Below are 13,514 nucleotides of genomic sequence, written 5' to 3' on the forward strand. Positions count from 1 at the left end.
CCTTATGCCTGGCCGTTGGTAAGGGCGGTGATGTAGGGACGCCAGCCGCCGAAGGCGGTGACATCCCGGGCCTGCTCCAGGGCATAGCCTTCACAGATAAAGCCTTTCACCCAGCGGCCATCGGCCAGCTCCACGTTGCCAATGCCCAGGGGCGGCGGCACCAGGTCGACAAACGAGCCGAAGCGGTTGGCCTGCATGCGCCATACCTCTACAACAATAGCCGCGCCGTCCTCGTTGGCGACCCGCCGCAGGCCGGGTTTGGGGGGCGTGGTTTCCGGCAGCGCATAGAGCCGGTAGCTGGGGGTGGTGGTGGTCTGCTCCAGCAGTTCCGCCTGGCGTTCGGTGAGCTGACCATTGAGCGGCATGCCGCTGAGGTGAGCGCCCACCACCGCCACGGTGACGGTGTCTTCGCCGGGTTCTGGGATTGCCGTCTGGCTGCTGTCGGGGCCGGTTTCCAGTGGTCGCGGGCGATCGGTGGCGCCCAGTGGCAGTGGGTGGCGGTTCAGCCATTGGCTGGCGAGGGTCTGCAACGCCTGGTCTTTCCAGGCACCGCTGATCAGGGTGACGCCAAACGGCAGGCCGTCTTCACGGAACCCGGCGGGAATGGCCAGGGCGCAGAAGTCCGCCAGGTTGACGAAGTTGGTGAAGGTGCCGAGCTGGCTGTTCAGTGTCAGTGGGTCCGCCTGCACCGCCGCAATGGTGGGGGCAATGGGGGCGGTGGGCACCAGCAGGCCATCGACGTCGGCCAGGGTCTGGTCAATCCGGCGCAGCAGCTCCTCGCGACGGTACTGCGCCTGGAAGGTGGTACTGGCGTCAAACTGGCTGGCGGATTCAATGATGCCCCGGACCACCGGATGCACCGACTCGCCCTGTTGCTGGAGAAAATCACCGATGGCGGCGTGGCGCTCGGCAACCCAGGGTCCTTGGTACAGCAGCTCGGCGAGTTCCAGCAGCGGATCAAACGCCATCGGCACCAGTTCAATCCCCAATTGCGGCCAGTCCGTTAGGGAGCGCTGCCAGGCCGCGACGGTGGCGTCGTCCCCCAGCCAGTGGTGGGGCGCTGGAATGGCCAGCCGACGAATCGGGCCAGGCCGGCGGATGGCGGGGCCGTCGCCCGCAGCAGTCCCGGTGCGGGAGAAAACATCGCGGTCGTCCAGACCGGTCAAGCGGGCGCTCACCGCAGCGGCATCGTCCACCGTCAGCGCAAACACCGAGACACAGTCCAGCGAGCGGCAGGCGGGTACTACCCCGGTCATGCTGAAGGCGCCCCGGGTTGGCTTCAGCCCCACCAGGTTATTGAGGCCGGCGGGAACGCGGCCCGAGCCGGCGGTGTCCGTGCCCAGGGCAAAGGGCACCAGTCCCCGGGCAACCACCGAGGCAGATCCGGAGCTGGAGCCGCCGCTGATCACTTCCGGATCGAAGGTGTTGGCCACGGCACCATAGGGAGAGCGGGTACCCACCAGGCCGGTGGCGAACTGGTCCAGGTTGGTCTTGCCAATCACCACCGCGCCGGCGGCTTTCAGTTTCGCCACCACGGTGGCGTCCTCCGTGGGCTGGTAGGCAAACTCGGGGCAGGCGGCGGTGGTGGGGAAGCCGCGGGCATCAATGTTGTCCTTCACCGCGCAGGGCACCCCATACAGCGGGAGCCGGGCGGGATCGCCACCGGCCTGTGCCAGAGTGGCGGCCAGTTCGGTCAGGGCCTGGTCGAGGCCGGGCTGGTCGAGCAGGGCAATCCAGGCCGGATCGTCCGCAGTGCACTGAGCCAACAGCTGTGGCAGCAGGTCGTCGGGTTGGGCGCCTTGTTGGTAGGCCGCCTGCCAGTCATTCAGGGTCCATCCGGAAACATCGAACATGGGCAGAGTCCTTCATCTAAGGTTGCGTGAACTTGTATACAACCTGCATGGCAAGGCCTGTGCCATTTCGAATGGATGGATATAAATCTATATATAACAATGAATTAAAGGAATGCGGCTGGTATCCCGACAGATCGAACTGCACCGTTATAGCGCGCTGGCACCAAATAGGACCGACCCCGGTTTTACTGCATCGTGATTGATTGTTGTGTTTTGGTGTTTTTATTAGTTGGTTGATATTTATGGGTTTTCGGTGGGTTTTCGTCATGCCACACGGTTGTGCACGACCAGAGGCCGGCGCCGGCTTACGCCCAGCGATGAGGCCCCAGGCCCTTGAATGACCCCCGATTGGTCTTGCTCTGTCTTCTTGTATACATCGCAAACTTATGAAAATTAAAGACCTTTTCCTGTGTTGGAACGGTAGCTGCACTGGTGGCTGGGCGTTTTGACCGATGTCCCATCAAACAGGAAAAGGACGTAAGACATGACCATTAAAAAACACGTGACTCTGGGCCTCTCCGCACTGGCGCTTTCCATCTCCATGCAGTCGATGGCGGCGGAAGACCCGATCAAGGTCGGTATCCTGCACTCCCTCTCCGGCACCATGGCCATCAGTGAATCCACCCTGAAAGACACCATGCTGATGCTGATTGAAAAGCAGAACGAAGCCGGCGGCGTGCTCGGTCGGCAACTGGAACCGGTAGTAGTGGACCCGGCCTCCAACTGGCCGCTGTTCGCCGAAAAAGCCCGGGAACTGCTGGAGAAGGAAGACGTTGATGTCATCTTCGGCAACTGGACCTCGGTTTCCCGCAAATCCGTGCTGCCGGTGGTGGAAGAGCTGAACGGCCTGCTGTTCTACCCGGTTCAGTACGAAGGTGAAGAATCCTCTGAAAACGTGTTCTACACCGGCGCGGCGCCCAACCAGCAGGCGATTCCGGCGGTGGACTACCTGATGAACCAGATCGGCGTTGAGCGCTGGGTACTGGCGGGCACCGATTACGTCTACCCGCGCACCACCAACAAGATCCTCGAAACCTACCTCAAGGACCATGGCGTCGCCGCTGACGACATCATGATCAACTACACCCCGTTCGGGCATTCCAACTGGCAGTCCATCGTCGCTGACATCAAGCAGTTCGGCAGCGAAGGCAAGAAGACCGCCGTGGTCTCCACCATCAACGGCGACGCCAACGTGCCGTTCTACCGTGAACTGGGCAACCAGGGCATCGAAGCGTCCGACATTCCTGTGGTGGCGTTCTCGGTGGGTGAACAGGAGCTGTCCGGCATCGATACCGGCCCGCTGGTAGGTCACCTGGCGGCCTGGAACTACTTCATGAGTGTGGATGCCGACGCCAACTACGACTTCATCGACGCCTGGGTGGACTACAGCGGTAACGAGGAAGCCGTCACCAACGATCCGATGGAAGCCCACTACATCGGCTTCAACATGTGGGTGGAAGCGGTGCGCAAAGCCGGCACCCCGGAAGTGGACGCGGTCAAGGACGCCATCATCGGCGTGTCGGTGCCCAACCTGACCGGCGGCTACGCCACCATGATGCCGAACCACCACATCACCAAGCCGGTGCTGATCGGTGAAATCCAGGACAACGGCCAGTTCTCCGTGGTCTGGGAAACCCCGTCCACCGTGGCTGGCGACGCCTGGTCCGACTTCCTGCCCGGTTCCAAAGACCTGATCAGTGACTGGCGCAAGCCCCTGGCGTGCGGCAACTACAACGTGGTGAGCCGCAGCTGTGGCGGTGCCGCCGAAGTGGCTGCCGAGTAACCGAGACCCGGCGGGACCATCGCGGCCACCGGGCCGCGGTTGTCCCCGCCCGCCCGGCGCTCCGGCGCCCGGCTGAAGGCAAGACCGAACCCTACGCGTTACCGCCAACAACGCTCACCCCTTAGCTACAGGAAGACACCCATGAGCATCTCCCGATCGCTCACCAGCCTGCTGTTGCTGTGTCTGCTGGTCCTGGCGCCGATGGCCCAGGCCCAATCGACGGACAGTGAGGCCACGGCGCTCTTGCAGGCGCTGGCCGAGGCCTCCTATGCCCAGAAGAAAGACGTGATCGCAGAAATCGCAGGCAGTGGAGACGAACGCGCCCGAGGCTGGCTGGACGCCTTTGCCAACGGCAAGCTGAGCCGCATCGAAGACAGCGGCCAGTTCGTGATTGTGCTGTCCAACCGCGGCCGTAACTGGACCGTGGCCGACGCCCTCAGCGGCGAATCCCTTGGTGAGGTGTCCCGCCGCGATCTGGACACCATTCGCGTCAACAACGCGCTGCGCAACGAACTGGACGGCATTCTCTCCGTCATTGATCTGACCGTGGCCAACCCCGACACCCGCCTGGCTGCCGCCCGTGATCTGCGCGGCGAGGTGGACGGGCCGCTGGCCGAGCGCATCGAAGGCCTGCTGCAAACCGAAGCCAACAGCGACGTGCGCGCCGCCCTGGCCGAAGCCCTTGCCATCCACCAGGTAGGGCAGGGCGACGTGGCCGCGGTGGCGGTGCTGGATGGCAGCCTCAACGCCCAGGCCCGTGTCGCCCTCAATGCCGCCGCCGGGAGCGACAACCCCGAGCTGGCCGCTGCGGCTGCCAAGGCGCTGAAGGGCGTTGAAACCAAACTCAAGCTCAACGACGTCGCCGAGACCCTGTACTTCGGCCTCTCCCTCGGCTCGGTGCTGGTGCTGGCGGCGATCGGCCTGGCCATTACCTTCGGCGTGATGGGGGTGATCAACATGGCCCACGGCGAGTTGATCATGCTCGGCGCCTACACCACCTGGGGCATGCAGCAACTGTTGCCGGGCCAACCGGGGCTGGCACTGATCCTTTCCATTCCCGCCGGCTTCCTGGTGGCGGCGCTGGCGGGCATCGCCATTGAGCGCACCGTCATCCAGCACCTCAAGGGGCGCCCGCTGGAGACCCTGCTGGCCACCTTCGGGGTCAGCCTGATGCTGCAACAACTGGTGCGTACGGTGATCTCCCCGCTCAACCGTACCGTGGTTACCCCGGACTGGATGAGTGGCTCGCTGATGATCAACGAGGCCCTGTCACTGACCCTCAACCGCCTCTACGTCATCGGCTTCGCCCTGGTGGTGTTCGCCGGGCTGATGCTGATCATGCGCCGCACCCGCCTGGGTCTGGACGTCCGCGCCGTCACCCAGAACCGCGCCATGGCCCGCTCCATGGGCATCAAGGCCACCAAGGTGGACATCCTCACCTTCGGTCTGGGCTCCGGCGTGGCCGGTCTGGCCGGGGTGGCGCTGTCGCAGATCACCAACGTCGGCCCCAACCTGGGCCAGAGCTACATCATCGACTCCTTCATGGTGGTGGTGTTCGGTGGTGTCGGCAACCTCTGGGGCACCCTGGTCGCCGGCCTCTCCCTCGGCACCATCAACCAGATCCTCGAGCCCTGGGCTGGTGCGGTCCTGGCGAAGATCGTGGTGCTGGTCTTCATCATCCTGTTCATCCAGAAACGCCCACGCGGACTGTTCCCGCAGAAGGGCCGAGCGGCAGAAGGGTAAGTCATGGAGTCATCAATACTGAACACGTCCAAGCCGTGGCTGTTGCGTCCTTTCAACGAGCGCTCCACGCAACTGTTCCTCGGCATCCTGTTTGCCGCCGTCGCGCTGGTGACCGTGCTGCACCTGGCCTTCCCGGAAGGTCACGCCCTGCACGTCAGCGCCTACACCGTAACCCTGCTGGGCAAGTATCTGTGCTACGCCCTGCTGGCGGTGGCGGTTGATCTGGTCTGGGGCTTCCTAGGGATTCTCAGCCTGGGTCACGGTGCCTTCTTCGCCCTCGGCGGCTATGCCATGGGCATGTACCTGATGCGCCAGATCGGCGATCGCGGCGTCTACGGCGACCCGGTGCTGCCGGACTTCATGGTGTTCCTCAACTGGCAGGAACTGCCCTGGTACTGGCAGGGCTTCGACATGGCCTGGTTTGCCTTCCTCATGGTGCTGCTGGCCCCCGGCCTGCTGGCGCTGGTGTTCGGCTTCCTTGCGTTCCGCTCGCGGGTGACCGGGGTGTACCTGTCGATCATCACCCAGGCGCTGACCTTTGCCCTGATGCTGGCGTTCTTCCGCAACGAGATGGGCTTCGGTGGCAACAACGGCCTCACCGACTTCAAGGACATCCTTGGCTTTGATCTGCGCACCGACGCCACCCGACTGGCGCTGTTCATCGCCACCGGCATCGCCCTGGCCATTGGTTATGTAGTCTGTCGCGGCATCGTGCTCAGCAAGCTGGGCCGGGTCAGCGTGGCCTGTCGCGATGCCGAGGCCCGTACCCGCTTCCTGGGCTACCGGGTGGAACGGGTGCAACTGTTCGTGTTTGTGGTTTCCGCCATGCTGGCAGGGGTGGCCGGTGCCCTGTACGTGCCGCAAGTCGGCATCATCAACCCCAGCGAGTTCTCGCCGCTGTTCTCCATCGAAGTGGTGGTGTGGGTGGCTCTGGGTGGCCGCGCCACGCTGTACGGCGCCGTCATTGGGGCGCTGCTGGTGAACTACGCCAAGACCGTGTTCACCGGCATCATGCCGGACGCCTGGCTGTTCGCCCTCGGCGGCTTGTTCGTACTGGTCACCGTGTTCCTGCCCAAGGGCATTGCCGGCCTGCTGCAGCGCCGCAGGAAAGACGACAGCAGTGACTGCGTATCCGGCCAGGAGGCAACCGCATGAGCATCTTCCAGGAACTTAGCAATCGCGACCGCGTCTTCGAATTCTTGGCTCCGGCGGCGTCCCCGGTGGACGTTCGCCACGGCCCGATTCTCTACCTTGAGGACGTCAACGTCAGCTTCGATGGCTTCAAGGCCATCAACAACCTCAACCTCACCATCGACGACGGCGAACTGCGCTGCATCATCGGCCCCAACGGCGCCGGCAAAACCACGATGATGGACATCATCACCGGCAAGACCCAGCCCGACACCGGCTCGGTGTGGTTCGGCAGCCGCCACAACCTGCTCACCATGAACGAGCCGGACATTGCCAGTCTCGGCATTGGCCGCAAGTTCCAGAAGCCCACCGTGTTTGAGGCGCTGACGGTGTTCGAAAACCTCGAACTGGCCATGGCCACCGATAAGCGGATTCTGCCGACCCTGACCGCCCGCCTCACCGGCGAACACCGGGACCGCATCGACGAGGTGCTGCACCTGATCGGCCTGGCCGAGCTGCGCTACCGCGAGGCCGGCATTCTCTCCCACGGCCAGAAACAGTGGCTGGAGATCGGCATGCTGCTGATGCAGAAGCCGCGGCTGCTGCTGGTGGACGAGCCAGTGGCGGGGATGACCGAACAGGAAATGGAACGCACCGCCGAACTGCTCACCAGCCTGGCCGGCAAACAGTCGGTGGTGGTGGTCGAGCACGACATGGGCTTCGTACGCTCCATCGCCAGGAAAGTCACCGTGCTGCACCAGGGCAGCGTGCTGGCGGAAGGCACCATGGACCAGGTCTCCAACGACCCGAAAGTCATCGAAGTGTACCTGGGGGAGGGCGCCTGATGCTGAAAGTGGACAAACTCAACCAGTTCTACGGCGAAAGCCACACCCTGTGGGACCTGGAACTGAACGTACCCAAGGGCCAGTGCACCTGCGTGATGGGCCGCAACGGCGTGGGCAAGACCACGCTGATGAAGTGCATCATGGGTGAGGAAGCCGTCAAGGATGGCTCTTTGACCTACTCTTTAGGGGGTGAAAACGGGGGCGGCACCGAACTCACCCGGCAGAAAGTGGAAGACCGCTCCCGCCTGGGCATCGGCTACGTACCCCAGGGCCGACAGATCTTCCCGCTGCTGACGGTGGAAGAAAACCTGCGTACCGGCCTCGCCGCCCGCAAGGATGGCAGCAAACAGATCCCCGAGCGCATCTACGAGCTGTTCCCGGTGCTCAAGGAAATGAAAAACCGCCGTGGCGGTGACCTTTCCGGTGGCCAGCAGCAACAGCTGGCCATTGGCCGCGCGCTGGTGATTGAGCCGCAGCTGCTGATCCTCGACGAACCCGGCGAAGGCATTCAGCCCAACATCGTCGCGCAGATCGGCGAGGTCATCCGCAAGCTGATCGCCGAAGACGGCCTCACCGTGCTGCTTGTGGAACAGAAACTGCCGTTCGCCCGCAAGTACGCCGACCGCTTCGCCATCCTCGACCGGGGCCGCCGTGTCGCCCAGGGTGAGATTGGCGAGCTGTCCGACGAACTCATCAAACAGCACCTAACGGTATGACGGCGTATCAGGCCATCGGCAACCGGCAAGCCGCCAACGACTCTGGCCACCGCTTCGACGGCGACCGGCGCTGGGCAGCAACCCTGTCCCTGGGCTTCGTGGCCCGGCAGGAGCGGGGCGAGACCCTCACCCGGCTCACCCGCCGCCACCACAGTGGCCCCCTGCGGGTACAGCGCCCCTTCTATCCGGAAGGCCGCACCGGCTGCTGCCACGTCTACCTGCTGCATCCGCCGGGCGGACTGGTGAGTGGTGACGCCCTCACCATCTCCGCCGACGTGGGCGAGGGCGCCCATACCCTGCTCACCACCCCGGCGGCGGCCAAACTCTACAAGGCCGACAGCCACGGCGTCGCCTGGGCCCAGCACACCCATTTGACGGTAGCCAAAGACGCCATCCTCGAATACCTGCCCCAGGAAACCCTGGCCTTCGACGGCTCCCGTGGCGAACAAAGCACCACCATCGAGCTGGCGTCCGGTGCCCGCACCCTGGGCTGGGAAATCCTCGCCCTCGGCCGCCCGGCCAGCCGGTTGCCGTTCGTCTCCGGCCATCTGGAACAACGCTTCAAGCTGACCCTCGACGGCCAACCCCTGTGGCTGGAACGCCAACCGCTGGACCCCAACCACCCGCGCTTTGCCGGCAAATGGGGGCAGGGCGGCGCCACCGTCCAGGCCACCCTGTGGGCGGTGGGGCTGGACGACGAAGCCGATGCCATCGAAGCCGTCCGCGAGGCCCTGCCTGAAAACAACCGCTGGGCCATCACCCGCCGCCGAGGCGTGGTGCTGCTGCGCTACCTGGGCAACGAACGCAACGAAGCCTGGGCCCTGTGCCAACAGACCTGGGAAATCCTCCGGCCCCGGCTCACCGGGCTCGAGGCCCACATACCCAGAATCTGGCTGACCTGAACGCCGAAATGCCAACGACAACAACGGAGCATTGAGCAATGGAGCTAACACCCAGAGACAAAGACAAGCTGCTGCTGTTCACCGCAGCGCTGCTGGCCGAACGCCGCAAAGCCAAAGGACTCAAACTCAACTACCCCGAAGCCATCGCCCTGATCAGCGCCGAAATCATGGAAGGCGCCCGCGAAGGCCGCTCCGTGGCTGAACTCATGAGCTCCGGCACCGAAATCCTAACCCGAGATGACGTCATGGATGGCGTGGCCGACATGATCCACGAGGTCCAGGTGGAAGCCACCTTCCCGGATGGCACCAAGCTTGTCACCGTCCACAATCCCATTGTTTAAGGAGTGGCTGAGATGATCCCCGGCGAATACCAATTGAAAGACGGCGACATCGAACTCTGCGCGGACCGCGAACGCACCACCATTGAAGTCTCCAACACCGGCGACCGCCCGGTGCAGATCGGCTCCCACTACCACTTTGCCGAAGCAAACCCAGCGTTGGAATTCGACCGCGCTGTCGCCAAGGGCCTGCGTCTCGACATCGCCGCTGGCACTGCCATCCGCTTCGAGCCCGGCCAGACCCGCGAAGTCACCTTGATTCCCTATGCAGGTGGCCGCGAGATCTACGGCTTCCGTGGCGACGTCATGGGCAAGTTGGACTGAGCGATCAAAAGAATGATGTCTGAGGTCCGGTTGGGTTCTCCCTTCCGGGAATGTGCGGAGCCATGGATGGCGGAGCCCAAGCGTCACATGGATGTGCCGAAGGAGCGTTTCCCGGAAGGGAGAACCCAACCGGACCCGGCACCCAAGTTCAGAGAGGGATAGCATGAAAATCAGCAGACAAGCCTACGCCGATATGTACGGCCCCACCGTGGGTGACCGCGTCCGCTTGGGCGACACCGACCTGTGGATCGAAGTGGAACAGGACCATACCCACTACGGCGACGAAGTAAAATTCGGCGGCGGCAAAGTCATCCGCGACGGCATGGGCCAAAGCCAGCGCAACGACGATAGCGTGATGGACACCGTCATCACCAACGCCCTCATCCTCGACTGGTGGGGCATCGTCAAAGCCGACGTCGGCATTCAGAAAGGCCGCATCGCCGCCATCGGCAAGGCCGGCAACCCCGACACCCAACCGGACGTGCAGATCGTCATCGGCCCCGGCACCGAAGTCATCGCCGGGGAAGGCAAAATCCTCACCGCCGGCGGCATCGACCCCCACATCCACTTCATCTGCCCCCAACAGGTGGAAGAAGCCCTGATGAGCGGCATCACCACCATGCTTGGCGGCGGCACCGGCCCGGCCACCGGCACCAACGCCACCACCTGCACCCCCGGTGCCTGGCACATGGGCAAAATGCTGCAGGCGGTCGACCAACTGCCCATGAACATCGGCTTCCTTGGCAAAGGCAACGCCTCCCTGCCAGAAGCCCTGATCGACCAGGTCAAAGCCGGCGCCATCGGCCTCAAACTGCACGAAGACTGGGGCACCACCCCCGCCTCCATCGACAACTGCCTCACCGTTGCCGACCAGTACGACGTGCAAGTGGCCATCCACACCGACACCCTCAACGAATCCGGCTTCGTGGAAGACACCCTGGCCGCCTTCAAGGGCCGCTGCATCCACACCTTCCACACCGAAGGCGCTGGCGGCGGCCACGCCCCGGACATCATCACCGCCTGCTCCAAGGACTACGTACTGCCATCCTCCACCAACCCGACACGGCCCTACACCGTGAACACCGTGGACGAGCACCTGGACATGCTGATGGTGTGCCACCACCTTGACCCCAACATCCCGGAAGACGTCGCCTTCGCCGACTCCCGCATCCGCCGCGAGACCATCGCCGCTGAAGACATCCTCCACGACATGGGCGTGATCTCCATGATCTCCTCCGACTCCCAGGCCATGGGCCGGGTCGGCGAAGTGGTGTGCCGCACCTGGCAGACCGCCCACAAGATGAAAGTCCAGCGTGGCCTACTGCCGGAAGACGAAGAGCGGGGTGCCGACAACTTCCGCGCCAAACGCTACATCGCCAAGTACACCATCAACTCCGCCATTACCCACGGCCTGGGCCATGACGTGGGCTCGGTGGAAGTGGGCAAGCTGGCCGACCTGGTGCTGTGGAGCCCGGCGTTCTTTGGCGTCAAACCCGCCTGCATCCTCAAGGGCGGCATGATCGCAGCCGCCCCCATGGGTGACCCCAATGCCTCCATCCCCACGCCCCAGCCGGTGCACTACCGCCCCATGTTCGGAGCCTACGGCAAGGCCGCCAGTGCCACCCGCCTGACCTTCGTCAGCCGGGCCGCCCTGGACGCCGGTATCGGTGAGGAACTGGGGCTGGACAGCCCACTGTCCGCCTGCAAGGGCGTGCGGGACGTGCGCAAGGGCGACATGAAACTCAACGACGCCTGCCCACACCTCACCGTGGACCCACAGACCTACGAAGTACACGCCGACGGCGAACTGCTCACCTGCGAGCCCGCCGCCGAACTGCCGCTGGCCCAGCGCTATCACTTGTTCTGATACGCAGCCTGAGCTGGGTTGATGAAGAAACCTGAGCCTGCGAAAGGAGAAACCGAATGCTGGAAATGACGCAACGCATCGCCCCGGTGGAAAAAGCCGAGGTGCTGGATACCCTGACCCTGCCCTACGAACTGCGCATCCGCGGCCGCCTGCGGGCCACCACCGACAACGGCCACGACATTGGCCTGTTCCTCGACCGCGGCCCGGTGTTGCGGGAAGGGGACCACCTGATGGCCAAGGGCGGCGAGATCGTCCGCATCCGCGCTGCCGACGAACCGGTGGTCACCGCCCGCATCGAATCCGGCCTGCCGATGGCCCGGTTGTGTTACCACCTGGGCAACCGCCACGTTTCCCTCCAAATTGGCTCCGGCGGGGCCATCGGCAGTGACGACCAGGGCAGCTGGGTGCGCTTCCCGCCCGACCACGTGCTGGAAGAACTGGCCGAACGCCTCGGTGCCACCGTGGTCCACCACCAAGCCCCGTTCGACCCGGAACCGGGTGCCTACGCGCAGGCCGGGCAGGGGCATTCTCACGGTCATAACCACGGGCACGGACATGGTCATTCACACAGCCATGGCCATTCACACGATCACGACCACGGGCATGCCCATGGCCATCACCACTGACAACCCAACCGGTGATCTGGCCCTGCTGGGCCTGCTGCAACTGGTCAGCCCGGCCCTGCCCATCGGCGCCTTCGCCTGGTCCCAGGGCCTGGAAAGCGCCTTTGAACTGCAATGGGTGACCAACGAGGCAGAGCTGGGCCAGTGGCTGGAAGGCGTACTGGACGACGGCCTCACCCGCTGCGAACTGCCCCTGCTGGCCCGGCTGCAAACCGCCTGGGCCGAAGGCGACAGCGCCACGGTGGCCAGCTGGAACCAGTGGCTCCACGCCACCCGCGAGACCGCCGAACTGACCGACGAAGACGTCCGCCTCGGCGCGGCCCTAGTACGCCTGCTCAACAGCCTGGAGCTGCTGCCACAAGCGGACGACGGCGAACTGCCCACGGAACCGGGCTACGTCACCGTCTTCGCCTGGGCGGCGCATCTTCGCCATGTGCCAGCACGCCAGACCCTGCTGGGCTTCACCTGGGCCTGGCTGGAAAACCAGCTCGCAGTCGCCTGCAAAGCCTTGCCCCTGGGCCACACCGCCGCCCAACGGCTGACCGAACAGCTGCGGCCCAAACTGGTGGCTGCGGTAGACAAGGCCCTGGGCCTGAGTGACGACGAATTAGGACCGGTGCTACCCGGGTTGGCTTTGGGTAGCGCGCTCCACGAAACACAGTATTCGCGGTTATTCCGCAGCTAACACCAGACAAAGAAGAGTGAGGATTTCACAATGACACATTGTTTACGAGTAGGCGTCGGCGGCCCCGTCGGCTCCGGCAAAACCGCCCTGCTGCGCCAGCTGTGCAAAGCCCTGCGGGACCACTACAACATCGCCGTGGTCACCAACGACATCTACACCCGCGAAGACGCCGACTTCCTGCTGCGCCACGAAGCCCTGGGCGCCGACCGCATCCTCGGCGTGGAAACCGGCGGCTGCCCTCATACAGCGATACGCGAGGATGCCTCCATGAACCTGGCGGCCATCGACGACCTCCAGTCCCGCCATCCGGGGCTGGAACTGGTGCTGGTGGAATCCGGCGGCGACAACCTCTCCGCCACCTTCAGTCCGGAACTGTCCGACCTCACCCTGTACGTCATCGACGTCTCCGCTGGCGACAAGATCCCCCGCAAAGGCGGCCCCGGCATCACCAAATCCGACCTGCTGATCATCAACAAGATCGACATCGCCGAACAGGTCCACGCCTCCCTGGACGTGATGGAGCGGGATTCCAAGAAGATGCGTGGCGAGCGGCCGTTTGTGTTTACCAACCTGTATGACGGGGTAGGGCTGGACACCATCATCAGCTTCATTCTGGAGCGGGGCATGCTGCCGGAAAGGCGTCCTGAAAAACTTGCTGAAATGGCCTGAGCAAACGAACCAATACGATTACAGAACCACCAGGA

General features: G+C 64.0%; 13 protein-coding genes. 12 read left to right on the plus strand and 1 reads right to left on the minus strand.

Annotated elements, in window-relative coordinates; genetic code table 11:
- Nucleotides 1-2: 2 nt before the first annotated feature.
- Entirely contained in the window at nucleotides 3-1,853 is a 1,851-nt protein-coding gene (gene atzF, locus J2887_RS04890; RefSeq protein WP_227174531.1) for an allophanate hydrolase, read from the minus strand.
- A gap of 484 nt (nucleotides 1,854-2,337) precedes the next feature.
- Between atzF and urtA the strand changes: the two genes are divergently transcribed.
- The 12 genes from urtA to ureG all read left to right on the plus strand — a co-directional run bounded on the left by urtA (nucleotide 2,338) and on the right by ureG (nucleotide 13,479).
- Nucleotides 2,338-3,636 carry an urea ABC transporter substrate-binding protein gene (gene urtA / locus J2887_RS04895; protein WP_227174533.1) on the plus strand — a complete coding sequence of 433 codons (1,299 nt, stop codon included), beginning with the start codon at nucleotides 2,338-2,340 and terminating at the stop codon, nucleotides 3,634-3,636.
- 141 nt (nucleotides 3,637-3,777) lie between these two features.
- Nucleotides 3,778-5,379: an urea ABC transporter permease subunit UrtB gene (gene urtB / locus J2887_RS04900; protein ID WP_227174534.1), complete on the plus strand. Its 1,602-nt coding sequence runs from the start codon at nucleotides 3,778-3,780 to the stop codon at nucleotides 5,377-5,379.
- 3 nt (nucleotides 5,380-5,382) lie between these two features.
- Nucleotides 5,383-6,534, plus strand: coding sequence for an urea ABC transporter permease subunit UrtC (gene urtC / locus J2887_RS04905; RefSeq protein WP_227174536.1), 1,152 nt, complete (start codon nucleotides 5,383-5,385; stop codon nucleotides 6,532-6,534).
- Entirely contained in the window at nucleotides 6,531-7,355 is an 825-nt protein-coding gene (gene urtD, locus J2887_RS04910; protein ID WP_227174537.1) for an urea ABC transporter ATP-binding protein UrtD, read from the plus strand. The genes urtC and urtD overlap by 4 nt, the downstream gene beginning before the upstream one ends.
- A complete protein-coding gene (gene urtE / locus J2887_RS04915) occupies nucleotides 7,355-8,071 on the plus strand; it encodes an urea ABC transporter ATP-binding subunit UrtE (protein ID WP_227174538.1) in 717 nt (238 codons plus the stop codon). Before urtD ends, urtE begins: the two co-directional genes overlap by 1 nt.
- Entirely contained in the window at nucleotides 8,068-8,973 is a 906-nt protein-coding gene (locus J2887_RS04920; protein ID WP_227174539.1) for an urease accessory protein UreD, read from the plus strand. Before urtE ends, J2887_RS04920 begins: the two co-directional genes overlap by 4 nt.
- 38 nt (nucleotides 8,974-9,011) lie before the next feature.
- Entirely contained in the window at nucleotides 9,012-9,314 is a 303-nt protein-coding gene (gene ureA / locus J2887_RS04925) for an urease subunit gamma (protein WP_206644057.1), read from the plus strand.
- A 12-nt stretch (nucleotides 9,315-9,326) separates the two neighbouring features.
- Nucleotides 9,327-9,635 (plus strand): urease subunit beta, encoded by a 309-nt coding sequence (locus tag J2887_RS04930; protein ID WP_227174540.1) that lies wholly within the window; start codon nucleotides 9,327-9,329, stop codon nucleotides 9,633-9,635.
- Between the two features lie 163 nt (nucleotides 9,636-9,798).
- Nucleotides 9,799-11,502, plus strand: a complete 1,704-nt coding sequence (gene ureC, locus J2887_RS04935; RefSeq protein WP_227174541.1) for an urease subunit alpha — start codon at nucleotides 9,799-9,801, stop codon at nucleotides 11,500-11,502.
- A gap of 56 nt (nucleotides 11,503-11,558) precedes the next feature.
- The gene (gene ureE, locus J2887_RS04940) at nucleotides 11,559-12,128 is read left to right on the plus strand and encodes an urease accessory protein UreE (protein WP_227174542.1); all 570 of its coding nucleotides are present in this window, start codon (nucleotides 11,559-11,561) and stop codon (nucleotides 12,126-12,128) included.
- Entirely contained in the window at nucleotides 12,112-12,810 is a 699-nt protein-coding gene (locus tag J2887_RS04945) for an urease accessory protein UreF (protein ID WP_227174543.1), read from the plus strand. Before ureE ends, J2887_RS04945 begins: the two co-directional genes overlap by 17 nt.
- Before the next feature lie 30 nt (nucleotides 12,811-12,840).
- Complete coding sequence (ureG, locus tag J2887_RS04950; RefSeq protein ID WP_227174544.1) at nucleotides 12,841-13,479, plus strand: urease accessory protein UreG; 639 nt, start codon at nucleotides 12,841-12,843, stop codon at nucleotides 13,477-13,479.
- Nucleotides 13,480-13,514 lie beyond the last annotated feature (35 nt).

Origin of the sequence: Marinobacter sp. CA1 (assembly GCF_020546665.1) — a bacterium.
Lineage (GTDB): Bacteria > Pseudomonadota > Gammaproteobacteria > Pseudomonadales > Oleiphilaceae > Marinobacter > Marinobacter xestospongiae.

Excerpts from the sequence above, each read along its gene's own strand:
- atzF (WP_227174531.1), bottom strand. The coding sequence starts at position 1,853 with ATGTTCGATGTTTCCGGATGGACCCTGAATGACTGGCAGGCGGCCTAC.
- urtA (WP_227174533.1), top strand. The coding sequence starts at position 2,338 with ATGACCATTAAAAAACACGTGACTCTGGGCCTCTCCGCACTGGCGCTT.
- urtB (WP_227174534.1), top strand. The coding sequence starts at position 3,778 with ATGAGCATCTCCCGATCGCTCACCAGCCTGCTGTTGCTGTGTCTGCTG.
- urtC (WP_227174536.1), top strand. The coding sequence starts at position 5,383 with ATGGAGTCATCAATACTGAACACGTCCAAGCCGTGGCTGTTGCGTCCT.
- urtD (WP_227174537.1), top strand. The coding sequence starts at position 6,531 with ATGAGCATCTTCCAGGAACTTAGCAATCGCGACCGCGTCTTCGAATTC.
- urtE (WP_227174538.1), top strand. The coding sequence starts at position 7,355 with ATGCTGAAAGTGGACAAACTCAACCAGTTCTACGGCGAAAGCCACACC.
- J2887_RS04920 (WP_227174539.1), top strand. The coding sequence starts at position 8,068 with ATGACGGCGTATCAGGCCATCGGCAACCGGCAAGCCGCCAACGACTCT.
- ureA (WP_206644057.1), top strand. The coding sequence starts at position 9,012 with ATGGAGCTAACACCCAGAGACAAAGACAAGCTGCTGCTGTTCACCGCA.
- J2887_RS04930 (WP_227174540.1), top strand. The coding sequence starts at position 9,327 with ATGATCCCCGGCGAATACCAATTGAAAGACGGCGACATCGAACTCTGC.
- ureC (WP_227174541.1), top strand. The coding sequence starts at position 9,799 with ATGAAAATCAGCAGACAAGCCTACGCCGATATGTACGGCCCCACCGTG.
- ureE (WP_227174542.1), top strand. The coding sequence starts at position 11,559 with ATGCTGGAAATGACGCAACGCATCGCCCCGGTGGAAAAAGCCGAGGTG.
- J2887_RS04945 (WP_227174543.1), top strand. The coding sequence starts at position 12,112 with ATGGCCATCACCACTGACAACCCAACCGGTGATCTGGCCCTGCTGGGC.
- ureG (WP_227174544.1), top strand. The coding sequence starts at position 12,841 with ATGACACATTGTTTACGAGTAGGCGTCGGCGGCCCCGTCGGCTCCGGC.